General features: G+C 75.2%; 21 protein-coding genes. 14 read left to right on the top strand and 7 right to left on the bottom strand.

Translation table 11 applies throughout. The features are described from left to right. Positions 1 to 98: 98 nt before the first annotated feature. The 10 genes from ACH01S_RS10565 (at position 99) to ACH01S_RS10520 (ending at position 9,881) form a co-directional block, all read left to right on the top strand. The gene (locus ACH01S_RS10565) at positions 99 to 974 is read left to right on the top strand and encodes a CpaB family protein (protein WP_067888667.1); all 876 of its coding nucleotides are present in this window, start codon (positions 99 to 101) and stop codon (positions 972 to 974) included. Positions 975 to 976: 2 nt separating this feature from the next. Beyond that, positions 977 to 1,888, top strand: a complete 912-nt coding sequence (locus tag ACH01S_RS10560; protein WP_246236424.1) for a hypothetical protein — start codon at positions 977 to 979, stop codon at positions 1,886 to 1,888. Next, on the top strand, positions 1,889 to 3,187 hold the full coding sequence (locus tag ACH01S_RS10555; protein ID WP_067888664.1) for a TadA family conjugal transfer-associated ATPase: 1,299 nt from the start codon (positions 1,889 to 1,891) through the stop codon (positions 3,185 to 3,187). It abuts the gene before it with no gap. Between the two features lie 19 nt (positions 3,188 to 3,206). Further along, entirely contained in the window at positions 3,207 to 4,193 is a 987-nt protein-coding gene (locus ACH01S_RS10550; RefSeq protein WP_067888661.1) for a type II secretion system F family protein, read from the top strand. Then, the gene (locus ACH01S_RS10545) at positions 4,190 to 5,107 is read left to right on the top strand and encodes a type II secretion system F family protein (RefSeq protein WP_067888657.1); all 918 of its coding nucleotides are present in this window, start codon (positions 4,190 to 4,192) and stop codon (positions 5,105 to 5,107) included. Before ACH01S_RS10550 ends, ACH01S_RS10545 begins: the two co-directional genes overlap by 4 nt. Positions 5,108 to 5,155: 48 nt before the next feature. Next, positions 5,156 to 5,377 carry a Flp family type IVb pilin gene (locus ACH01S_RS10540; protein ID WP_067888654.1) on the top strand — a complete coding sequence of 74 codons (222 nt, stop codon included), beginning with the start codon at positions 5,156 to 5,158 and terminating at the stop codon, positions 5,375 to 5,377. Between the two features lie 29 nt (positions 5,378 to 5,406). Continuing rightward, positions 5,407 to 5,799, top strand: a complete 393-nt coding sequence (locus tag ACH01S_RS10535; RefSeq protein WP_067889714.1) for a TadE family protein — start codon at positions 5,407 to 5,409, stop codon at positions 5,797 to 5,799. 29 nt (positions 5,800 to 5,828) lie between these two features. After that, positions 5,829 to 6,266: a TadE/TadG family type IV pilus assembly protein gene (locus tag ACH01S_RS10530; protein ID WP_067888650.1), complete on the top strand. Its 438-nt coding sequence runs from the start codon at positions 5,829 to 5,831 to the stop codon at positions 6,264 to 6,266. After that, positions 6,263 to 6,703, top strand: coding sequence for a TadE/TadG family type IV pilus assembly protein (locus tag ACH01S_RS10525; RefSeq protein WP_067888647.1), 441 nt, complete (start codon positions 6,263 to 6,265; stop codon positions 6,701 to 6,703). The genes ACH01S_RS10530 and ACH01S_RS10525 overlap by 4 nt, the downstream gene beginning before the upstream one ends. 64 nt (positions 6,704 to 6,767) lie before the next feature. Next, positions 6,768 to 9,881 (top strand): bacterial transcriptional activator domain-containing protein, encoded by a 3,114-nt coding sequence (locus tag ACH01S_RS10520; RefSeq protein WP_067888644.1) that lies wholly within the window; start codon positions 6,768 to 6,770, stop codon positions 9,879 to 9,881. A gap of 10 nt (positions 9,882 to 9,891) precedes the next feature. Here the strand turns inward: ACH01S_RS10520 and ACH01S_RS10515 are convergent, their stop codons facing one another. From ACH01S_RS10515 to ACH01S_RS10500, 4 genes are all read right to left on the bottom strand, one after another. Continuing rightward, positions 9,892 to 11,127 carry a YncE family protein gene (locus tag ACH01S_RS10515; RefSeq protein ID WP_148344082.1) on the bottom strand — a complete coding sequence of 412 codons (1,236 nt, stop codon included), beginning with the start codon at positions 11,125 to 11,127 and terminating at the stop codon, positions 9,892 to 9,894. A gap of 106 nt (positions 11,128 to 11,233) precedes the next feature. After that, complete coding sequence (locus ACH01S_RS10510) at positions 11,234 to 12,295, bottom strand: NYN domain-containing protein (RefSeq protein ID WP_067888627.1); 1,062 nt, start codon at positions 12,293 to 12,295, stop codon at positions 11,234 to 11,236. A 124-nt stretch (positions 12,296 to 12,419) separates the two neighbouring features. Further along, complete coding sequence (locus ACH01S_RS10505) at positions 12,420 to 12,662, bottom strand: acyl-CoA carboxylase subunit epsilon (RefSeq protein ID WP_067888624.1); 243 nt, start codon at positions 12,660 to 12,662, stop codon at positions 12,420 to 12,422. Between the two features lie 49 nt (positions 12,663 to 12,711). After that, positions 12,712 to 14,304, bottom strand: coding sequence for an acyl-CoA carboxylase subunit beta (locus ACH01S_RS10500; RefSeq protein WP_218010218.1), 1,593 nt, complete (start codon positions 14,302 to 14,304; stop codon positions 12,712 to 12,714). 102 nt (positions 14,305 to 14,406) lie between these two features. Here ACH01S_RS10500 and ACH01S_RS10495 point away from each other — a divergent pair, with 102 nt between their 5' ends. Both ACH01S_RS10495 and ACH01S_RS10490 read left to right on the top strand, forming a co-directional pair. Next, complete coding sequence (locus ACH01S_RS10495; protein WP_067888621.1) at positions 14,407 to 17,031, top strand: phosphoenolpyruvate carboxylase; 2,625 nt, start codon at positions 14,407 to 14,409, stop codon at positions 17,029 to 17,031. A 2-nt stretch (positions 17,032 to 17,033) separates the two neighbouring features. Then, a complete protein-coding gene (locus tag ACH01S_RS10490; RefSeq protein WP_067888619.1) occupies positions 17,034 to 17,474 on the top strand; it encodes a GNAT family N-acetyltransferase in 441 nt (146 codons plus the stop codon). Here the strand turns inward: ACH01S_RS10490 and ACH01S_RS10485 are convergent. Next, positions 17,471 to 18,244 carry an enoyl-CoA hydratase/isomerase family protein gene (locus tag ACH01S_RS10485; protein ID WP_067888616.1) on the bottom strand — a complete coding sequence of 258 codons (774 nt, stop codon included), beginning with the start codon at positions 18,242 to 18,244 and terminating at the stop codon, positions 17,471 to 17,473. The genes ACH01S_RS10490 and ACH01S_RS10485 overlap by 4 nt on opposite strands. A gap of 81 nt (positions 18,245 to 18,325) precedes the next feature. On the opposite strand from ACH01S_RS10485, the gene ACH01S_RS10480 reads away from it, so the two are divergent. Further along, positions 18,326 to 19,198: a biotin--[acetyl-CoA-carboxylase] ligase gene (locus ACH01S_RS10480; RefSeq protein ID WP_218010217.1), complete on the top strand. Its 873-nt coding sequence runs from the start codon at positions 18,326 to 18,328 to the stop codon at positions 19,196 to 19,198. Positions 19,199 to 19,354: 156 nt separating this feature from the next. Next, positions 19,355 to 20,395, top strand: coding sequence for an adenylate/guanylate cyclase domain-containing protein (locus tag ACH01S_RS10475; RefSeq protein WP_246236423.1), 1,041 nt, complete (start codon positions 19,355 to 19,357; stop codon positions 20,393 to 20,395). A gap of 14 nt (positions 20,396 to 20,409) precedes the next feature. Here ACH01S_RS10475 and bfr read toward each other — a convergent pair whose 3' ends face one another. Both bfr and ACH01S_RS10465 read right to left on the bottom strand, forming a co-directional pair. Next, the gene (gene bfr, locus ACH01S_RS10470; protein WP_067888606.1) at positions 20,410 to 20,907 is read right to left on the bottom strand and encodes a bacterioferritin; all 498 of its coding nucleotides are present in this window, start codon (positions 20,905 to 20,907) and stop codon (positions 20,410 to 20,412) included. A 95-nt stretch (positions 20,908 to 21,002) separates the two neighbouring features. Further along, positions 21,003 to 21,323, bottom strand: coding sequence for a (2Fe-2S)-binding protein (locus tag ACH01S_RS10465; protein WP_067888603.1), 321 nt, complete (start codon positions 21,321 to 21,323; stop codon positions 21,003 to 21,005). Between the last annotated feature and the right edge of the window lie 53 nt (positions 21,324 to 21,376).

The raw sequence follows: 21,376 nt of genomic DNA, 5'->3' as shown, positions 1-21,376 counted from the left end.
GCCCCCGCAAGCATGGATCGCTCGGTGACGCCGGGAACTCCCGGACCGGGCTCCTGGACCGGGGTCTCCGGGAGGGCGGAAGGAGCGCGTCGGACTTGATGAAGGCCAACCAGACGACCGTCTCCGGCGGCGGTCCGGGCTCGTCCGGCGGGACGCCCGGCCTCGGCCGGTCCGGGCTCGGCACCTCCGGCGGGCAGCGGCTCCCCGCCTCGCAGCGCGAGCGCAAACCGGCCCTCGCGGCGCTCGCCGTCCTGCTCATCCTCGGCGGCGCGCTCGCCAGCGCCTACCTCGTGATGGCGAGCGGCGAGCGGGTGTCGGCGGTCCGGATCTCGCAGCCGGTCGCGGCGGGGCAGCAGATCCCGGCGAGCGCGCTCGAAGAGGTCCAGGTCGGCGACACCGGGATCCAGTACATCTCCTGGTCGGAGCGCGCCAAGGTGACCCGCTACTTCGCGGCCGTCCCGCTGGTGAAGGGCGCGCTGCTGACCAACGCCATGATCAGCCCGGCGGACGGCCCGGCGAAGGGCCGCCTCATCGTCGGGCTCGCGCTGAAGCCGGGACAGTTCCCCTCCGGGGGGCTGGAGACCGGCAAGCACGTCACGCTCTACGCGGTCGGCGGCGGGACGAACGGCGGCCCCCGCGCGGGCACCGTCCTCGCCCAGGACGCGATCGTGATGGCCGTCGGCGGCGGCAGCGGCGGCAGCGGGTTCGGCGGCGCCCGGCTGCGCTCCGACCAGACCAGCGTGGACGTCGCCGTCCTCCCCGCGGAGGCCGCGCTCGTCACGCAGGCGGCGTCCGGCGGGACGGTCGCGCTCGCGCTCGTCCCGGACGGCACGAAGGTCGCCCTCCCGCCGCCCGCGACGCCGGGGAAGAACGGCGAGCAGAACCAGGGCGGCACCCAGCAGCCGCCCACCGGCGGGACCGTGCCCGTCCCGCCGCAGAGCGGCGCGCCGCCCGCGGGCAACGGCGGTAACTAGCGGTGGCCCTCATCGCGCTCGCGGCCGACAAGGGGGCGCCGGGCGTCACCACGGCGGCCGTCGCCCTCGGCGCCGTGTGGCCGCGCCCGGTGCTGGTCGCCGAGTGCGACCAGGCGGGCGGCGACCTCGTGTACCGGCTCCCCGCGCAGGACCGCGACGGCGCCGAGGCCATGCTCAACCCGTCCCGCGGACTGCTCAGCCTCGCCGCGACCGCGCGGCGCGGGCTGCGCCCGGACCAGATCGCCGAGCACTGCCAGCGGCTCGTCGGCGGGCTCGACGTCCTCGTCGGCATCACGAACGCCGAGCAGGCGCAGGCCATGACGTGGCTGTGGGGGCCGCTCGGCCGCGCGTTCACCGGGCTCGCCCCGGTGGACGTCATCGCCGACTGCGGCCGGCTCGGCGCCGACACCCCGCTGACCGAACTGCTGCGCGAGGCCGACCTCGTCGTCCTGCTCACCCGCGCCACCCTCGAACAGGTCGCCCACCTGCGCGAGCGGGTCGCCGCGCTGACCGAGTCGCTGCGCGGCGGGCCGCCGGTCGGGGTGCTCGTCCTCGCCGACCCGCGCGACTTCCGCGCGCCGATCGCCGAGGTCGACCGGATCCTCGCGGGCGCCCGCAACCGCGGCCACGCGGTGGACGCGGCCGGGCAGCCCGGCCCGCCGCCGCCCCCGGTGACCGTCCTCGGCGGGCTCGCGCTCGACCCGAAGGGCGCGGAGCTGCTGTCCGGGCAGTGGGGCGGGCGGCTCGACCGCTCGCTGCTGATCCGCTCCGCCCGGGAGGTCGCGGGCGACCTCGTCGGACGGCTCCCGTCCGCCGGGCACGCGCCCGAGCAGCCGGTGGGGCGGGACGGGGCGCCCCCGCGGGACGGCGCGCCCAGGCACGACGTCCCGCAGCACGTCGAGGGGAGGCGCTAGATGGACCACGGACTCGTCAAACGGCTCCGCCAGGAGGTCGGCGACCGGCTCGCGCAGCAGCGCAGGCTGGACGCCGCGCACGGCCTCGCGCCGATGTCCGGCGAGGACGAGCGCCAGTTCGCCCGCGCGCTGATCGGCCGGGTGCTGGAGGAGTTCGCGCACGGCGAGATCACGTCCGGGCGGCGCCCGCCGAACGCCGAAGAGGAGGAGGCGCTCGCCGCCGGGGTGCACGCCGCGCTGTTCGGCGTCGGCCGCCTCCAGCCTTTACTGGAAGACCCCGAGATCGAGAACATCGACGTCAACGGGTGCGACCGCGTGTTCATCGGCTACGCCGACGGCCGCGAGGTGATGGGCGAGCCGGTCGCCGAGAGCGACGAGGAGCTGGTCGAGCTGATCCAGATCCTCGCCGCCTACAGCGGGCTGTCGTCCCGGCCGTTCGACACCGCCAACCCGCAGCTCGACCTGCGCCTGCCGGACGGCTCCCGGCTGTCGGCGGTGATGGACGTGACCGTCCGCCCGGCGCTGTCGATCCGGCGCGCCCGGCTCGGCAAGGTGTTCCTCGCCGACCTGGTCGGCAACGGGACGTTCAGCCAGGAGATCGGCCAGTTCTTCCGCGCCGCCGTGCTCGCCCGCAAGAACATCATGATCGCCGGGGCGACCAACGCGGGGAAGACGACGCTGCTGCGCGCCGTCGCCAACGAGATCCCGCCGCACGAGCGGCTGATCACCGTCGAGCGGGCGCTGGAGCTCGGCCTCGACGCCTTCCCCGAGCTGCACCCGAACTGCGTCGCGTTCGAGCAGCGGCTCCCGAACTCGGAGGGGCAGGGCGCGATCTCCATGGCGGAGCTGGTGCGCCGGTCGCTGCGGATGAACCCGTCCCGGGTGATCGTCGGCGAGGTCCTCGGCGACGAGATCGTCACGATGCTGAACGCGATGACGCAGGGCAACGACGGGTCGCTGTCCACGATCCACGCGAACTCGTCGGTGGAGGTGTTCAACCGCATCGCGACCTACGCGATCCAGTCGGAGGAGCGGCTGCCCGTCGAGGCGACGCACATGCTCATCGCGGGCGCGATCGACTTCGTCGTGTTCGTCGAGAAGCACAACGACTACGCCTCGGGCGGGCGGCTGCGCCGGTTCGTGTCGAGCGTCCGCGAGGTCACCGGCGTGGACGGGCGCGTCCTGTCGTCGGAGGTGTTCGCGCTCGGGCCCGCCGGGTACGCGGTGCCGAGCGCGCCGATCGCCTGCGCGGACGAGCTGGCCCACCACGGCTACGACCCGTCCGGGGGCGCGTGGTGAACTCCCGGGAGGACGGCTGATGTACACGCCGGACGTGCTGCTCGCCATCGTCGCCGGGGCCGTGGCGGGCGGCGGGCTGCTGCTGTTCGCCGTCGCGCTGCGCGGGCTCCCCGCCCGGTCCAAGCCCGTCCGCGGGCGCAGCCGCGAGGACCTCGTCCGGACGCTGACCACCCGCACCGCCGTCGCCGTCATCGTCGGCGTCGTCGTGCTCGTCCTGACCCGCTGGCCGATCGCCGCCGCCGGGACCGGCGCGCTCGTCCTCGCCTGGAACGGCCTCGCGGGCGGCGCCGCCGAGGAGCGCCGGGGCATGGCGCGCCTCGAAGCCCTCGCCGGATGGACGGAGTCGCTGCGCGACACGATCGCGGGCGCCGTCGGACTCGAACAGGCCATCCCCGCCTCGCAGCGCGCCGCCGCGCCCGCGCTCCGGCGGCCGCTGCGCGAGCTGGTCGACCGGCTGCACACCCGCGTCCCGATGCCGGACGCGCTGCGCCGGTTCGCCGACGACCTCGACGACCCGTCCGCCGACCTGGTGATCGCCGCGCTGGTCCTGAACGCCAAGCTGCGCGGGCCCGGCCTGCGCGACATGCTGAGCGCGCTCGCCACGTCCGCCCGCGCCGAGCTGGACATGCGGCGCCGGGTGGAGGCCGACCGGCGGTCCACGCGGCGCAGCGTCCGGATCGTCGTCGCCGTCTCGGTCGGGACGGCCCTCGCCCTCGCCGTGTTCAACCACTCGTACGTGCGGCCGTACGACGACGTCCTCGGGCAGCTCGTGCTGTGCGTGGTCGTCGCGCTGTACGCGGCGGCGTTCCTGTGGCTGCGCCGCCTGGCCCGGTACGAGCTGCCCGGACGCTTCCTCACCGAGGCGCGCGACGCCGCCCAGCCGGGCGTGCCGGGCGAGGTGCCGAGCACCGTCGCGGGCTGGCAGGGCGACGGTTCCGCGGGCCCGCAGGAGCTTCCGCTGCGCGGCCGCCACACCATGGACGCGGGCGGGGGTGGCGCGACGTGAACGCCGCCCTGCTCGCCGGGGCCGTCGTCGGCCTCGGGCTGTACGTGCTGGTCCGCGCGCTGTTCCCGGCGCGTCCCGGGCTCGCCGCGCGGATGGCCGCGCTCGACGCCGCCCGCCACCGCGACCTGGAGGAGCGGCAGGCCGGGCGGCTCTCCCCGACGCTCGAAAAGGTCGGCGGGGTGCGGGCGCGGCTCGGCCGGGAGCTGGTCCGGTTCTGCGAGTCGCGGGGGTGGCGGCTGCGCTCGGTGCGCGCCGACCTCGCGATCACCGAGCGGTCGCTGGAGGCGTTCCTCGCGACGAAGTTCCTGCTGCCCGCCGCCGCGCTGGTGTTCATCCCGCTGGTCGTCGCGTGGTTCGCGCTGCTCGGGCTCGGGTCGTCGGTCGCCGTCCCGGCCTGGATCTGCGTGCTGTTCGCCATCGCGTTCTTCTTCTTCCCCGACATGCAGCTCCGGCAGGAGGCGCAGGCCCGCCGCCAGGACTTCCGGCACGTCGTCGGCGCGTTCCTCGACCTCGTCTCGATGAACCTCGCGGGCGGGCGCGGCGTCCCGGAGGCGCTGATGACCGCGGCGGGCGTCGGCGAGGGCTGGGCCATGCACCGGATCAGGGACGCGCTCGGCAACGCCCGCATCACCGGGCAGACGCCCTGGCAGTCGCTCGGCCGCCTCGGCGAGGAGCTCGACATCGCCGAACTCCGCGACCTCGCGGGGGCGCTCGCCCTCGTCCAGGACGACGGCGCGCAGATCCGCAAGTCGCTCGGCGCGCGGGCCGCGTCCATGCGCAGCCGCGAGCTGTCGGAGCTGGAGGGCAAGGCGGGCGAGCGGTCCCAGTCGATGCTGGTCGCGCAGCTCTTCCTGTGCGCGGGCTTCCTGATCTTCCTGGCCTATCCGGCCCTGATGCGGGTGCTGGCCTCATGACGCCGCCCCTGTTCGACCACACCTCGACCGGCCCCTGGAGGTGCCACGATGAGTCCGCTCAACCCGCTGCACGACCCGTTCGTCGTCTATCTGCGCGCCATGGTCGCGGCCCGGATCGCCCGGCTGCGCGCCGAGGAGGACCGCAGCCGCGGCGCCTCCGCGATCGAATGGGCGATCATCACCGCGATCCTGGCGCTGCTCGCGATCACGATCGGCGCGATCATCACGAAGAAGGTCACCGACAAGGCCAACAACATCAACACCGGCTGAGCCTCCGGTCGGACGCCGGGGTGACGGCGATGGAATGGGCGTTGCTCACGCCCGTCCTCATCCTGCTGATGATGGTCGTCGTCCAGTTCGCGATGGTGTTCCACGCCCGGCACGTCGCGCTCGCGGCGGCGCAGTCGGGGGCGCGCGTCGCGCGGACCGCGCCCCTCGGCGACGGGTGGCAGGGCGCGGCGACCGCTAAGGCGTCCGGCGACGTCCGCAAGATCGGCCCTGAGCTGCTGAGCGGCCTCCAGGTCCAGGCGGGGGAGGCGGACGACGAGCGCTGGGTCGAGGTCAGCGGGACGGCCGTGTCCGTCATCCCGTTCATGACGTTCCACGTGTCGCAGCGCTCGCGCGGGCCGATCGAGTGCTTCCGGCCGGACGTCGGGTCCGGCACCGCGTGCGAGCAGGGGGCGGGGCGGTGAGGCGGGCGCGCGGCGGGGACCGCGGGTCGATGTCGCTGGAGATAGTGCTGGTCACGCCCCTGTTCGTCGCGTTCCTGCTGTTCCTCGCCGGGGCCGGGCGGATGGTGGACGCGCAGAGCCAGGTGGACGGCGCCGCCCGGGACGCGGCGCGCGCCGCGTCCATCGCGCGCAGCGCGCCGTCCGCGCAGGATCTCGCCGCCGAGACCGCCGCCGCCGGGCTGCGCGGCAACGACTGGTGCTCGGGCGGGCCGACCGTGAAGACCGACGTGTCCCGCTGGAGGCCGGGCGGAAGCGTCGGCGTCACGATCATCTGCGACGTCGACCTCGGCGACCTGTCGTTCATCGGGCTGCCGGGCAGCAAGCGGATGGAGGGCACGGCGATCGCGCCCGTCGACACGTTCAGCTTCCGCGGCACCGACCCCGACGACCCCGATCCCGGCGGCGACGATCCCGGAGGCCTGCCGTGACGCGGCTTCGCGGGCTCGTCGGGCGCGGGCGCGACCGCGGGACGATCGCGCTCTACACCGTCCTGTTCACCCCGATCGTGTTCCTGCTGGCCGGGCTGCTCGTGGACGGCGGCCTCGCCATCCACGCGCGGCAGCGCGCCGCCGACATGGCCGAGCAGGCGGCCCGCGCGGGCGCCAACCAGATCGACGCCGACCGGCTCCGCGCGACCGGCAGGCCCGTGCTCGATCCCGGCCGGGCCCGCGCGGCGGCCTGCGACCTGCTCGCCTCCTACCGGGACCAGGTCACCGCGTCGAGCTGCGACGCCGACGATCAGGAGGTGGCGGTGAGCGTGCAGATCACCGTCCGGCCGCAGCTCCTCGGGATCATCCCCGGGTTCAGTGAGTTCAGGCTGACCTCGGGGGCCACCGCCCGTCCCGTGACGGGAGGCAACCCTTGAGCCCGATCGGATTTACCATGGGTGCGACGTCCAGGCGTGCAGCGAGCCGAATGGCAGGGGCGCGATGACGACTCGGCAAGGGCGGCGGACCCCGGTGCGGGTGAGCGGATGGCGCGGCGCCGGCGACGTCCTCGCCGGGCTCGGCTCGGTGGTGGCGCTGGCGGCGCTGATGATCGGCGTCCCGGTCCTGCTGCTGGCGGTGTTCGGGTCGCCGCTGCCCGATCATGTGCCGTCCACGTCCGACCTGACGCACCGGGTGGGGCCCGGCGCGCTGATCGGCATCCTCGTCGCGCTGGTGTGGCTGGCCTGGCTGCAGCTCGCGGCGTGCGTGGTCGTCGAGGTGTACGCGGGGATCCGCGGGGTCGGCGTCCCGGCGCGGGTGCCGCTCGCGGGCGGGACGCAGTCGCTCGTCCACCGCCTGGTCGTGGCGGCGCTGCTGCTGTTCAGCGCGACGGCGGCGGTCGCGCCCGCGTTCTCCGCCGCCGGGCTGGCGCAGCGCCCGCCCGCGCAGACGCAGGCCCAGGGGGCGGGGCAGGCGTTCCAGGCGGTGCCGGTCGCGAACGTCGAGCGGACCGCCGTCAGCGACCGCCTCGCCGAGAGCCCCGCCGCCGGGACGACCGTCGAGAAGGCGGAGACCACCAAGATCTACCGGGTGCAGCCGCCCGAGGGGCGCCACCACGAGAGCCTCTGGGAGATCGCGGAGAAGTGCCTCGGCGAGGGCCGCCGCTACAAGGAGATCTACTCCCTCAACAAGAACCACGTGCAGCCGGACGGGTCGCGGCTGACGATCGCGAGCCTGATCCGTCCGGGCTGGATCCTGGAGATGCCCGCCGACGCCAAGGGCGCCCGCGTCATCCCCGCCAAGGACCTGCAGGACTACTTCCGGTACGGGCACGACGTCCCCGACAAGCCCGCGAAGAAGCCCGCGCAGCCGCCGCCGGAGCAGTCGGCGAAGCCCGACCCGAAACCGGCGCAGCCCGCCCCGCCGTCCGCGACCAAGCCCCCGGCGACGCCTCCTCCGACGACGGCGCCCCCCACGACGGCGCCTCCCACGACGGCGCCTCCGACGACGCGCGCTCCGGCCACGCCGCCGCCCGCGAGCCAGGCGCCGCCCGCGACGAAGGCCCCGGCCTCGAAGGCTCCCGCGACGCAGGCGCCGCCGCGGAAGTCGGAGCCGAAGCATCCGCCGGTGCACGGGGAGACGCCGTCCGGCGAGGTCGGCGGCGGCACGGCCGGGCCCGGCCAGGGCTCGCAGCGCGACGACGGTGCGGGCATCGGCTGGCCGCACGGCCTCGCGGCGGCCGGGCTGGTCGCCGCCGGGCTGCTCGCCGTGCTCGCCAGGCGGCGCCGCGCGCAGATGTGGCGGCGGGCGAACGGGCACATGATCGTCCGGCCGGAGGGGCGGGCGGCGGAGGCGGAGCGGGCGCTGCGGCTCGGCGCCGACGACGAGGCGGCGAAGCTCCTCGACCTCGGGCTGCGGCACCTGTCGAAGTCGATGGCGGCGGGCGGCCGGGCGCTGCCGACCGTGTACGGCGTCCACCTCGGCCGGTCGCGGAGCGAGGCCCACGAGGGGCAGAGCAGCCTCGACCTGTGGATCGCGCCCGCCGACCTCAACCCGCCCGCCCCCTGGCAGGCGTTCGACGACGGCCAGGTGTGGCGGCTGCACGGCGACGCGCTGCCCACGCTGGAGGCGTCCGACCTCGGGGACGTCCTCGCCCCCTACCCCGGTCTCGTGTCCATCGGGACGAACGACAACGGCCGCATCCTCGTCGACCTGGAGGCCGCGCACGGGCTGATCGCGCTGCGCGGCCCGGAGGACGTCCGGCGCGCCGCGCTGTCGGCGATCGCGCTGGAGCTCGCGACGAACCGCTGGTCCGACCACATGCGCATCACGCTCGTCGGGTTCGACGCCGAACTGGGCGAGGGCCTCGCCGACCTCGCGCCCGACCGCGTCCGGTCCGTGCCGACGCTCGCCGACGCGCTGCCCGAGCTGGAGGAGCGCGGCGAGGAGGTGCGGCAGGCGCTCGCCGCGTCCGGCGTCGACTCGGTCCTCACCGGACGCTGCCGCGGCGTGTTCGGCGAGGCGTGGATGCCGCACTACCTGATCATGGCCGACCAGCCCGCCGAGTGGGACGCCGACCGGCTCGTCGCGCTCGCCCGCACCGGCACCCGGATGGCGATGGGCTACCTCGTCCCCGGCGACGTGCAGGGCGCCACCTGGACCTGGGACGTCGACGAGGCCGGCCGGCTCCGCGCCGGGGTGCTCGGCTTCGACGTCGCGGCGCAGCTCGTCCCGGACGACGACTACCGCCGCGTGTTCGAGCTGTTCCGGACCGCGAACCGGCTCGACTCCGTCCAGCTCCCCGGCCTCGCCGAGAGCGCGGAGCCGCCCGCCGCGCGGCAGTCGTCGGCGGAGGTGCGGCTGCTCGGCCCGATCGAGGTCGAGGCGCCGGGCCCGATGGACGAGGGCCGCCGCGCCCTGTGCACCGAGCTGCTCGTGTACCTCGCGGCGCACCCGGAGGGCGTCCACCCGACCGTGCTGTCCGGGGCCGTCTGGCCGCGCGGGGTGAGCGCGGCCGTCCGGGACGCGACCGTCGCCCGCGTCGCCGACTGGCTCGGCCAGGACGCCAGGGGCCGCCCGAACCTGTACTACGACGAGCGCGGCCGGATCAGGCTCGGCTCGGAGGTGCGGGTCGACCTCAACGTGTTCCGCTGGCTGGTGTGGCGGTCGGCGGCCGAGCCCGCGTCCGAGACCGCGTACATGTCGTACGCGCTGGACCTCGTGCGCGGGCCGCTGCTCGCGGACCGGCCGCGCGGCCGGTACTCGTGGCTGGCCGACCACGACCTGGAGTACGAGGCGTCCGCGCGGGTCATCGACGTCGCGCACCGGCTCGTCGTGCTCCGCCTGGACGAGGGCGACCCGCGCGGCGCGGTCGGCGCGGCCCGCGCCGGGCTGCGGCTCGCGCCCGGCGACGAGGGCCTGTGGCGCGACCTGCTCCGCGCCACGCACGCCACCGGCGACGTCGCGCAGGTGCGGGTGGTCGTCGACGAGCTGCGCTCCCGCGCCGCCCGCGACCCGATGCTCGGCGGCCTCCAACCGGAGACGGAGGCGCTGATCGAGGAACTCGTCCCGGACTGGCGGCCCGCCCACGACTGGCACGGCGTCAGCACCCGCTGAGTCCCGGGGCTCAGCGGTAGAGGCCGGTGCCGCCCAGGGAGTGGCGGCCCGGTTGGGGGTGGAGGCGGAGGCCCGCCGGGCGTCCGCCGACCCAGAGGCGGCGGACGACGCGTCCCGTCCGGGTGGACACCGCGTAGACGAGCCCGGCCGGGTCCGCGAGCCACAGGACCGTTCCGTCCGACGACACGCCGCCGGGCGCCGGGGACCCGCCGCCGGGCAGCGGCCACCGGGCCACGACCCGCCGGGCCGTGAAGTCGACCGCCGCGAGGGCGCCGTCGCCCACGACGAACAGGCGGCGCGCGTCCCGGCCGACCGCGAGGCCGCGCGCGCCCGGCACCGCCGGGACGAACCCGAGCAGGACGAGCCGCCGCGCGTCCACCAGCCACAACCCGCCCTTGACCGGGTCGGCGACGTAGAACGCGGCGCCGTCGGGGGAGAGCCGCAGGTCGCCGGGGCGCGCCCCGTCCGGCAGCCGGAGCACCCCGGAGACGCGGCGCCCGGCGAGGTCGACGCGGGCGAGCCCGCCCGCCGCCGGGCAGGACGCGACGAGGGCGGAGCCGTCCGCGGCGAAGTCGGCGTGCCCGGCGGCGCACGGCAGCGGCACCGTCGCCTTCCGCAGCATCGTGCGCGGGTCGCGGACGTCCACCCGCCCACTCCCCCCGAAACGGCCTGGGGGGCGGGCGAGGACGAGCGCGTCCCGCCCGTCCGGGGTGAAGTACAGCCCGGCCGGGCCCGCGACCTGGACGGCGAGCGCCCGGCCCGCGCCGCGCGGCCCGAGCGGGACGACGGCCCCGCGCGGCGGATCGGCCGCCCACAGCCGCCGCAGGTCCCACGACGGGACGACCGCCGCCGCCCCGGTGGGGATCCGCGCGACGAGGCGCGGGCCGTCCGGGTCGAGCACGTCGACGCGCGGGCCGTTCGCCACGTACAGGCGCGGCGGGATCCCCCGCGCGGCCGGTGCGAGCATGCCGGGCCCGGCGGCGGCGTAGACGGCGGCGGGGACCGGCGGGGCGGCGCCGCGCCGCCCGGGGTCGGGCGCCGTCCGGCGCCCGCGGTCCGCGCGGAGCGGCTGGTAGGGGGCGGGGCCGCCGAGCCCGACGACCGGCTCGTCCGGGGGCCCCTCGCCCGGCCGGTAGAACGGGACGGGCGAGGAGCATCCGCCCGCCGCGCCGCCGGTCAGCGCCAGCCCGAGCGCCGCCGCGACCGGAAGCGCGGCGCGCCGCGATCGTCGTCCGCGCGGTCCCATCCCCGGCCACCTCCTCGTCGGCGGGGACCTTACCGAGCGGCGACGGTGCGTGCCCGGCTAATCGCAAAACGTGTTCGCGTTCGCGGGGGGCGCGAAGAGGGGAAGGTCAGTCGGACTTGCCGATACCGATGCCGAACTCGCGGTAGACGCGCTCCCAGAAGCCGTCCCGCAGCCAGGTGCGGGCCTCCTGGTAGGGGCGCAGCGAGCCGCCGAGCTCCTTCTCGGCCTCGATCAGCAGCTCCTTGTCGATGACGGGCGGCAGGATCGGTCCCGGCAGCAGGTCGCGGATGTTGTCCCGGCCCCGCTCGAAGATCCACTTCTGTGCGACATGCTCGCCGATCTCCAGCATGTGGTCGCGGTCGGGCCCGAGCTTGCCGTCGGACACGGCGGCGGCGGCCGAGTTCATCGACGCGGCGACGGTCGCGGGCGTCGCGCCGCCCGCCACCTGCACGGCGGTGCGGGCGCCCACCCCGGCCGCGGGCTTGACCGCCGGGGGACGTCCCGCGAACACCTGCGACGGCGACGGGACGGGGCTCGTCCGCCGCGCGGCGGCCGCGGCGTCGCGGGCGGCGGCCGGGCTGCCCGGCGCGGGCTGCGGCAGCAGCTTGGCCTTGGTGAAGTACGGGCGCAGGAAGTCGGCGGGCAGCACCTCGACCGTGTCGGACTCCCACACGAGCCACTCGGCCTGGTTCGAGCCGTGCGTCGGCTCGACGCCCCACAGGTGGACGCGCACGCCGTACCGCTGGGCCGCCTCGACGGCGGGCAGCATGTCCTCGTCGCCCGCGAGCAGCACGGCGTCGGTGATCGCGCGGTGCCGGGCGAGGGCTTCGAGGTCGGCGCGGAGCTGGGCGTCCACGCCCTTCTGCTGGCCCTGCGCGTTCAGGTTGCCGAGCCGCAGCTTCACCAGCGGGAGGTTGGCGATCACCCGCTGGTCGACGGTCGGCTGCCGCTTCGGCGCCGCGTCGAACCAGTACACCCGGAGCAGTTCGCCCCGGCGCTGCTCGTCCGCGTGATCGGTCAGCGCCTTGATCAACTTCTCGGCCGCGACCCGGTACTCGCGTCTGGAACCGCAGCTCAGCAGCAGGGCACCGGAGGCCGCGTAGAGGTACCCCGCGTCGACGAAGATGGCGTATCGCGCGGGCTGTGGGACGAACTCCGAGGTGGCCATGGCCTTCCACCTTATTCGTGCCCGGCCCCCACTGGGCGTGAACCGGGGTTGTCCGTCACCCCGGGCACCGCGAGTGTGGCGGCCCGGCGGGGGCCCGGCGGCGGGGCCCCTCGGCGGGGGCGGGTCAGCGCGGGAGGGCGCTGGCGCGCCACGCGCCGGGGCCGCGCGGGCGCAGGCCCCCGGCGGCCGTCGCGCGGACGAGCCGCGTCCGGTCCGCCCACCGGGACGGCCGGGCCGGGCCCCCGCCGTCCCGGGCCGCGGCGGCGTCCCGGGCGCGGCGGGTCAGCACGGTGACGAGTGCGGCGATCTCCTCCGGCCCCGGCTCGCCCCGGACGATCTGGACGAACGGCTTGTCGGCGTCGGTCACCGGTCCTCCTGGGAGTGTCGGGGTCAAAGCGGGAGGTCAAGGCGGGAGGTCAAAGCGGGATGTTCCCGTGCTTCTTCGGCGGCAGCGTCTTGCGCTTCTCGCGCAGCGCCCGCAGCGCCCGCACGACCTGCCCGCGCGTCTCGGCGGGCCTGATCACGTTGTCGACGTAGCCGCGTTCGGCGGCGATGTAGGGGTTGGCGAGCGTGTCCTCGTATTCGGTGATCAGCTCGGCGCGGCGGGCGTCCGGGTCGTCGGCGGCGGCCAGCTCGCGCCGGTACAGGATGTTCACCGCGCCCTGCGCGCCCATCACCGCGATCTGCGCGGTCGGCCACGCCAGGTTGATGTCGGCGCCGAGGTGCTTGGAGCCCATGACGTCGTACGCGCCGCCGTACGCCTTCCGCGTGATGATCGTGACGAGCGGGACGGTCGCCTCCGCGTACGCGTACAGCAGCTTCGCGCCGCGCCGGATGATCCCGTTCCACTCCTGGTCGGTGCCGGGGAGGAAGCCGGGGACGTCCACGAACGTCAGCACCGGGACGTTGAACGCGTCGCAGGTCCGGACGAACCGCGCCGCCTTCTCCGAGGCGTCGATGTCGAGCGTCCCGGCGAACTGCATCGGCTGGTTCGCGACGATGCCGACCGAGTGGCCCTCCACCCGCCCGAAGCCGGTGATGATGTTCGGCGCGTACAGCTCCTGGACCTCAAGGAACTCGCCGTCGTCCACGACGTGCTCGATCGCGACGTGCATGTCGTACGGCTGGTTCGGCGAGTCCGGGATGAGGGTGTCGAGCTCCTCGACCAGCTCGGAGGGGTCGACCTCCGCCGGGAGGACGGGCGCGTCCGACAGGTTGTTGGACGGCAGGTAGGACAGCAGCGCCTTGACGTACTCGATCGCGTCGTCCTCGTCCGACCCCTGGTAGTGCGCCACGCCGGACTTGGAGTTGTGCGAGTGCGCGCCGCCCAGCTCCTCCATCGTCACCTCCTCGCCGGTGACGGTCTTGATCACGTCCGGCCCGGTGATGAACATGTGGGACGTCTGGTCGACCATGACGATGAAGTCGGTGATCGCGGGCGAGTACACGGCGCCGCCCGCGCACGGCCCCATGACCAGCGAGATCTGCGGGATGACGCCGGACGCGTGCACGTTCCGCTTGAAGATCTCCGCGTACAGGCCGAGCGCGACGACGCCCTCCTGGATCCGCGCGCCGCCGGAGTCGTTGATCCCGATCACCGGGCAGCCGGTCTTGACGGCGTGGTCCATGACCTTGCAGATCTTCTCGCCGAAGACCTCGCCGAGGGAGCCGCCGGAGACGGTGAAGTCCTGGCTGAACACGGCGACGGGACGTCCGTCCACGGTGCCGTGCCCGGTGACGACGCCGTCGCCGTACGGCCGGTTCCTCTCCATCCCGAAGTTCGTGGACCGGTGCCGCGCCAGCTCGTCGAACTCGACGAACGAGCCCGGGTCGAGCAGGGCGTCGATCCGCTCGCGGGCCGTCATCTTGCCCTTGGCGTGCTGCTTCTCGACGGCGCGGGCCGATCCGGCGTGCACCGCCTCGTACCGGCGGCGCGCCAGGTCCGCGATCTTTCCCGCCGTGGTGTGGACGTCGTACTCAGCGGGGGGTTCAGGGGCTTCCATCGCCATGCGGGCCAGGGTAACCGGACCCCGATCCGGCCCCGGCGCGCGGGGGCCGCCGACCGCTGACCGGGCCGAACGCGCCGGGACGCGGCTCGTTACGCTGGCCGGGTGGCTACGAAGACGCGCGACACCTTCCGGCAGGACCTGCCCGAGCCGCTCCGCCGCGACGTCCGCCTGCTCGGCGCGATGCTCGGCGACGGCCTGGTCGAGTACGGCGGCCCCGGCCTCCTGGACGACGTCGAGCGGCTGCGGCGCGCGGTGATCGCGGCCCGCCGGGGCGAGGCGTCCGGGGACGAGCCCGCCGCCCTCGTCGCCGGGTGGACGCTGGAACGCGCCGAGCAGGTCGCCCGCGCGTTCACCGTGTACTTCCACCTGACGAACCTCGCGGAGGAGCACCACCGCATCCGGACGCTGCGGGAACGTGACACCGGCGACACCGTCCCCGGGTCGGTGGCGGCGGCCGTGGAGGAGATCCGCGCGACCGGCGAGGACCGGCTCGACGCGCTGGTCGAGGGCCTTGAGTTCCGTCCGGTCTTCACCGCGCACCCGACCGAGGCGCGCCGCCGCGCCGTCGTCACCGCCATCCAGCGGATCAGCGACCTGATGACGCGGCTCGACGCCGGGCCCGGCTGGACCGAGCGCGAGGAGATCGAGCGCGCCCTCCGCGAGGAGATCGACCTCCTCTGGCGGACGGCCCTGCGCCGCGAGGCGCAGATGGACCCGCTCGACGAGGTCCGCACCGCGATGGCCGCGTTCGACGAGACGATCTTCCGCGTGGTGCCGCGCATCTACCGGACGCTCGACCGCGCGCTCGACGGCGGCGACACCGGCGCCCGCCCGCCGAAGGCCCGCCCCTACCTGCGGTTCGGGAGCTGGATCGGCGGCGACCGGGACGGCAACCCCTACGTCACCGCGCAGGTCACCCGGGACGCGGTCATGATCCAGGCCGACCACGTCCTGCGCGCCCTGGAGGCGGCGTGCGGGCGGATCGGGCGGGAGCTGACCGTCAACGAGGCCACCACGCCCGCGTCGCCGGACCTGCGCAACGCCCTCGCCGCCGCGCGCACCGCGCATCCGGAGCGCGTCCGCGAGATCGCCAAGCGGTCGCCGGGCGAGCCGCACCGCCAGTTCCTGCTGCACGCCGCCACCCGGATCGCCGCGACCCGCGAGCGGGACGCCGACCTCGCCTACGCGGGCCCGGACGAGCTGCTCGCCGACCTGCGGACCGTCCAGGACTCGCTGGCCGCGGCGGGCGCGCCCCGGCAGGCGTACGGGCGCGTCCAGCAGTTGATCTGGCAGGTCGAGACGTTCGGCTTCCACCTCGCCGAGCTGGAGATCCGGCAGCACTCCGAGCTGCACGAGAAGGCGCTGGCGGAGGTCCGCGCGGGCGGCGAGCGGTCGGAGACGACCGAGGAGATCCTGGAGACGCTCCGCGTCGTCGCGTGGATCCAGCGGCGGTTCGGCGTCCGCGCCTGCCACCGGTACATCGTGTCGTTCACGCGCTCGGCCGCCGACATCGCGGGCGTGCACGAGCTGGCCGCCTCGCTCGGCGACGGCGCGCCCGTCCTGGACGTGATCCCGCTGTTCGAGACCGGCGAGGACCTGGAGCGCGCCCCGTCCGTCCTGGACGGGATGCTGGAGATCCCCGCCGTCCGGCGCCGCCTGGACGACACCGGCCGCCGCCTTGAGGTCATGCTCGGCTACTCCGACTCGGCCAAGCAGCTCGGCCCGGCGAGCGCGACCCTGCGGCTCTACGACACGCAGGAGGCGCTCGCCGCGTGGGCCGCGCGCAACGGCGTCACGCTCACGCTGTTCCACGGCCGGGGCGGCTCGCTCGGCCGCGGCGGCGGCCCCGCGAACCGGGCGATCCTCGCGCAGGCGCCCGGCTCGGTCGCGGGCCGGTTCAAGGTCACCGAGCAGGGCGAGGTGATCTTCGCGCGGTACGGGCACGGCGAGATCGCCAAGCGCCATGTCGAGCAGGTGACGAGCGCCGTCCTGCTGGCCTCGACGGACGCCGTGCAGGACCGCGCCCGCGCGGCCGCCGACCGCTTCCGCCCGCTCGCGGACCGGCTCGGCGAGGCGGCCCGGGCCGCGTTCCGGGCGCTGATCGAGACCGACGGGTTCGCCGCCTGGTTCGCCCGCGTCAGCCCGCTGGAGGAGATCGCCGAGCTGCGGATCGGGTCGCGTCCGGCGCGCCGCAAGGCGGCCCGCGGCCTGGAGGACCTGCGCGCCATCCCGTGGGTGTTCGCCTGGACGCAGACCCGCGTCAACCTGCCCGGCTGGTACGGGCTCGGCAGCGGCCTCGCCGCCGTCTCCGGCGACGGCGCCGACCTCGCCGGGCTCCGCGACGCCTACGAGACGTGGCCGCTGTTCAACACCCTGCTCGACAACGCCGAGATGAGCCTCGCCAAGTCCGACCGCGCGATCGCCGAGCGCTACCTCGCCCTCGGCGAGCGGCCGGAGCTGACCGAGACCGTCCTCGCCGAGTACGACCGCACCCGCCGCCTCGTCCTCGCGGTGACGGGCCACGAGCGGCTGCTGGAGAACCGGCGCGTCCTGTCCCGCGCCGTGGAGCTGCGCAACCCGTACGTGGACGCCCTCTCCCACCTCCAGCTCCGCGCCCTCCAGGCCCTCCGCGCGGGCGTGGCCGACGACGACGAGCGCGCCCACCTGGAGAACCTGCTCCTGCTCTCGGTCAACGGCGTCGCCGCGGGCCTCCAGAACACCGGATGACCATGATCAGAACTGCGACCCGGGACGACCGCGCCCGGATCGAGGAGATCGTCGAGGCCGCCTACACGCCCTGGGCCGAGCTCATCGGCGTCCGCCCCCTCCCCATGGACGCCGACTACGCGGCCCTGATCGGCGCGGGGCAGGTGTTCGTGACGGACGACGACGGCCCGCACGGCGTGATCGTCCTCATCCCCGAGGACGGCGCCCTCCTGGTGGAGAACGTCGCCGTCGTCCCCGACCGCCACGGCCGGGGCCTCGGCGGCGCCCTCCTCGCCTTCGCCGAAGACCACGCCCGCGCCCTGGGCCTACCGCGCCTCCGCCTCTACACGAACGAGCTGATGACGTCCAACATCGCCCGCTACGAACGCCTCGGCTACCGCGAGACCGGCCGCCAGGACATAGGCGGCCGGTACGTCGTCCACATGTCCAAGCCCGTCGGCTAGGACGGCCAGGCGGGGGTGCGTTTCTCGTTGAAGGCGGCTATGCCCTCGCGGCGGTCGGGGGAGAAGGCGGCCGTGCGCCAGGCGTTGTCCTCAAGGTCGAGGCCCGCCTCCAGGGCCGAGCCGATGCCGAGGCGGAGGGCGCGCTTCGCGGCGCGGACGGCGACCGGCGAGTTGCCCGCGATCACGCGGGCGATGGACAGGGCCTCCTCGCGGGCCGCGCCCGCCGCGACCTTCCGGTCGGCGAGGCCGTAGGCGACGGCCTCGTCGGCGCGCAGGCGGCGGCCGGTGAGGACGAGTTCGGCGGCCCGGCCGGGGCCGAGCCGGTGCAGCGCGAGCTGCGTCCCGCCGCCGCCCGGGACGAGCCCGACCGTCACCTCGGGCAGCCCGAACACGGCGGTCTCGTCCGCGACGATCATGTCGGTGGACAGGGCGAACTCGCAGCCGCCGCCGAGCGCGTAGCCGTGCACGGCCGCGACCACGGGCTGCGGCAGGTTCAGCACCCCGCCGAACGCCGCCCGGAAGACCGGCCGCTGCGCGAGGATCTCCGCGTCCGTCATCGCGTTGCGCTCCTTGAGGTCGGCGCCCACGCAGAACGCCTTCTCCCCGGCCGCGCTCAGCACCACGGCGCGGGCGGACGCGTCCGCGGCCACCTCGGCGCACACCGCGGCGAGCCGCCGCGCCATCGCCGTCGACAGGGCGTTCAGGGCCTCGGGCCGGTCCAGCACGATCTCGGCGACGTGTCCGTCGCGCCGCAGCGTCACACCATCCATGGGAGGCACCCTAACCACGGGGGTCCGGGACACCCGACGCCTGCCCTCATGATCGGGACGCGCGTGAGGTTGGATGGACGCGTGAGCGACTCACCGTACGGAGACCTCGACCGGCCGCCGCTGCACGAGGCGGCGCTGCACCGCGCGCTCGTCCGGGACGGCGGGCTCTGGCGCGAGGTGCGGGTCGTCCCCGAGACCGGGTCGACCAACGCCGACCTCGCCGCGCGGGCGCGGGACGGCGCGCCGGAGGGCACCGTGCTGGTCACCGAGGTCCAGACGGCCGGGCGCGGGCGGCTCGGGAGGGCGTGGACGGCCCCCGCGCGGTCGGGCCTCACGTTCTCGATGCTGCTGCGCCCGCCGGTCCCGGTGCGGGCGCTCGGCTGGGCGTCGCTGCTGACCGGCGTCGCGGTGGCCATGGCCGTCCGGCGGATGACGGCGTGGTCGCAGGCCGGGGAGCGGTTCCTCGGCGCGGACGCGGGCCCGGCGGGCGACGCGGCCGTGGACGCCCGCCTCAAGTGGCCGAACGACCTGCTGGTCGGCGACCGCAAGCTCGCCGGGATCCTCGTCGAGAAGATCGACGACGGGATCGTCGTCGGCGTCGGCCTGAACGTCGGCCTGCGGGAGGCCGAGCTGCCCGTCCCGACCGCGACGTCCCTCGCCATCGAGGGTGCGCCGCTGAGCGACCGGGCGCCGCTGCTCCGCGCGATCCTCCGCGAGTTCGCCACCTGGTACCGGGAGTGGACGGCCCTCGACGGTGACCCTGAGACCAGCGGGCTGCGTACCGCGTACAAGGAGCTGTGCGTGACGCTGGGACGCGAGGTGCGGGTGGAGCTGCCGGGCGGGGAGTTCCTGCCCGGGACGGCGACGGACGTGGACGAGGCCGGGCGCCTCGTCGTCGCCGGTCCGGGCGGCGAGCGGACGATCAGCGCGGGCGACGTCGTCCACGTCAGGTGAGGGTCCATGTCAGGTGAGGGGGTGCACGGCCGATGAACGGATGGCGTCCGGTCCGGGTCCCGACGATGAAAGCGCGGTTGATCTGCAACGATATGTCCCGGTACCGAGTTGGGACGCCGCCGCCACGGCCGTGGGCGGCGGGCTGAGGGGCGGAGGATGACGGCCGGCATGCCGGACCCGAAGGAGATCGAAGAGCTGCTGCTCGGCGGCGAGCTGCGGTACAACCGCGTCGACGCCGTGCGGCTCGCCGGCGTCTCCCGCGAGTTCTCCGGCCGGGTGTGGCGCGCGTTCGGCTACCCCTCCATGCCGGACGACGCGGTCGCCTACACCGAGGGCGACGTCGCCGCGCTGGACCGCATGCGCCGCCTCGTCGACGACGGCGTCCTCGACGAGGACGGCGTGATCCGGCTGGTCAGGGCGTTCGGGCAGACCATGACCCGGCTCGCGGAATGGCAGGTCAGCCTGCTGCGCGCCATGCTCGCCGAGGACGCGCACGACGCCGCCTCCGCCGAGGCCGTGCAGACGATCGTGGACGTCGCGGAGAAGCACATCGGCGAGTTCGAGCCGCTCGTGGTGCACGCCTGGCGGCGCCAGCTCGCCGCCGCCGGGACGCGCGCCCTCGCCGCCGCCGCGACCCGCGAGAACGGCGACCCGGCGGGCCGCCAGCTCACCACCGTCGGGTTCGCGGACATGGTGTCGTTCACCCAGGTCAGCCGCGAGCTGGAGGAGATCGAGCTGGCCCGGATCGTGGAGTGGTTCGAGGAGACCGCCGCGGACATCATCGCGTCCTGCGGCGGCCGCCTCGTGAAGACGCTCGGCGACGAGGTCCTGTTCAGCGCGGAGACGCCGGAGATCGGCGCGGAGATCGCGCTCACCGTGGCGGCCGCCATCCAGGACGAGACGGAGGTCCCGGACGTGCGGGTCGGCGTCGCGCACGGGCCCGTCCTGCCGCTGATGGGGGACCTGTTCGGGACCACGGTGAACCTCGCGGCCCGGCTGACGTCGCTGGCCAGGCCCGGCTCGGTCGTGATCGACGGGGAGCTGGCCGGGGCGCTGGAGGAAAGCCCGGAGTTCGAGGTGACGCGGATCGTGCGGCGCCCGGTCCGCGGCCTCGGCATCATCCAGCCGTACGTGCTGCGCCGCCGCCCGGGCGCGACCGCCGCGGCCCCCGCCCCGGCGGAGCCGGAGGCGTCCTAGCCGGAGACCGGCCGTCAGACCGGCTTGACGCCGTCCTCGCCGGGGGCGTCGGTGAGGCGCTGGAGGTAGTTCTGCATGCCGAGCGCCTGGACGAGGCCCAGCTCGGTCTCCAGGTAGTCGATGTGCTCTTCCTCGTCGGCGAGGATGTCCTCGAAGATCCGCGCGGACGTGATGTCGCCGCGCGAGCGCATCAGCTCGATCCCGGGGCGCAGCCGGGCGACGGCCTCCATCTCGACCGCGAGGTCCGCTTCGAGCTGCTCGACGACGTTCTGGCCGATCCGCAGGGTGCCGAGCTTCTGGTAGTTCGGCAGGCCCTCCAGGAAGAGGATCCGGTCGGTGAGCCGCTCCGCGTGCTTCATCTCGTCGAACGACTCGTCGCGGGTGTGCTCGGCGAGGCGCGTGTAGCCCCAGTTCGCCTGCATCTTGGAGTGCAGGAAGTACTGGTTGATCGCCGTGAGCTCCGCGGTCAGCTGGTCGTTCAGCAGCGCGATGATGTCCTTGTCGCCTTCCATGGGCTCCATGCTTCCACGGAGGGCGGGTTCGGGACAGCACTAACCCCCGCGGGAGGCGTGTCCGCCCTGGTGGCGGGCGCCCGCGGGACCGGGGCTCAGGCGGCGGTCGGCGGCGCGGCTCCCCCTTCGGCGGCCTCGGAGACCAACGGCTCGGCGGTGGGCGGGGCGGAGGTCCCGGGCTCGGGCAGGTCCGGCTCCGGGACGGCGGTGAGCTGCGCGGGCCCGCCGGTGAGGGCGTCGGCCAGCTCGCTCGCCGTCCGGTACTCGCTGACCATGCGGTGCAGGCGCTTCGTGCAGGACCCGCATCCGGGCTTGAAGCCGCAGGCGGCCTTGACCTCCTTGGCGGTGGCGCAACCGCTCGCCATACAGCCGTTGACGTCGTCCTCCGTGACGGCGTTGCAGATGCAGACGTACATCGGCGAGGCGGACCTTCCGTGCGGCTCGTGTCCCGGACCATGCCCGACCAGGG

This window comes from Actinomadura chibensis NBRC 106107, assembly GCF_001552135.1.
GTDB classification, from domain to species: domain Bacteria; phylum Actinomycetota; class Actinomycetes; order Streptosporangiales; family Streptosporangiaceae; genus Spirillospora; species Spirillospora chibensis.
The sequence above is the reverse complement of the archived record's forward strand: the minus strand, read 5'-3'. Positions and strand labels throughout refer to the sequence as shown.

Coding starts and splice junctions, on each gene's coding strand:
- ACH01S_RS10535 (WP_067889714.1), top strand. CDS start 5,407: ATGGAATGGGCGTTGCTCACGCCCGTCCTCATCCTGCTGATGATGGTC.
- ACH01S_RS10465 (WP_067888603.1), bottom strand. CDS start 21,323: ATGTACGTCTGCATCTGCAACGCCGTCACGGAGGACGACGTCAACGGC.
- ACH01S_RS10500 (WP_218010218.1), bottom strand. CDS start 14,304: ATGGCGATGGAAGCCCCTGAACCCCCCGCTGAGTACGACGTCCACACC.
- ACH01S_RS10565 (WP_067888667.1), top strand. CDS start 99: ATGAAGGCCAACCAGACGACCGTCTCCGGCGGCGGTCCGGGCTCGTCC.
- bfr (WP_067888606.1), bottom strand. CDS start 20,907: ATGGAAGGCGACAAGGACATCATCGCGCTGCTGAACGACCAGCTGACC.
- ACH01S_RS10475 (WP_246236423.1), top strand. CDS start 19,355: ATGACGGCCGGCATGCCGGACCCGAAGGAGATCGAAGAGCTGCTGCTC.
- ACH01S_RS10540 (WP_067888654.1), top strand. CDS start 5,156: ATGAGTCCGCTCAACCCGCTGCACGACCCGTTCGTCGTCTATCTGCGC.
- ACH01S_RS10520 (WP_067888644.1), top strand. CDS start 6,768: ATGACGACTCGGCAAGGGCGGCGGACCCCGGTGCGGGTGAGCGGATGG.
- ACH01S_RS10485 (WP_067888616.1), bottom strand. CDS start 18,244: ATGGATGGTGTGACGCTGCGGCGCGACGGACACGTCGCCGAGATCGTG.
- ACH01S_RS10515 (WP_148344082.1), bottom strand. CDS start 11,127: ATGGGACCGCGCGGACGACGATCGCGGCGCGCCGCGCTTCCGGTCGCG.
- ACH01S_RS10490 (WP_067888619.1), top strand. CDS start 17,034: ATGATCAGAACTGCGACCCGGGACGACCGCGCCCGGATCGAGGAGATC.
- ACH01S_RS10510 (WP_067888627.1), bottom strand. CDS start 12,295: ATGGCCACCTCGGAGTTCGTCCCACAGCCCGCGCGATACGCCATCTTC.
- ACH01S_RS10530 (WP_067888650.1), top strand. CDS start 5,829: ATGTCGCTGGAGATAGTGCTGGTCACGCCCCTGTTCGTCGCGTTCCTG.
- ACH01S_RS10550 (WP_067888661.1), top strand. CDS start 3,207: ATGTACACGCCGGACGTGCTGCTCGCCATCGTCGCCGGGGCCGTGGCG.
- ACH01S_RS10555 (WP_067888664.1), top strand. CDS start 1,889: ATGGACCACGGACTCGTCAAACGGCTCCGCCAGGAGGTCGGCGACCGG.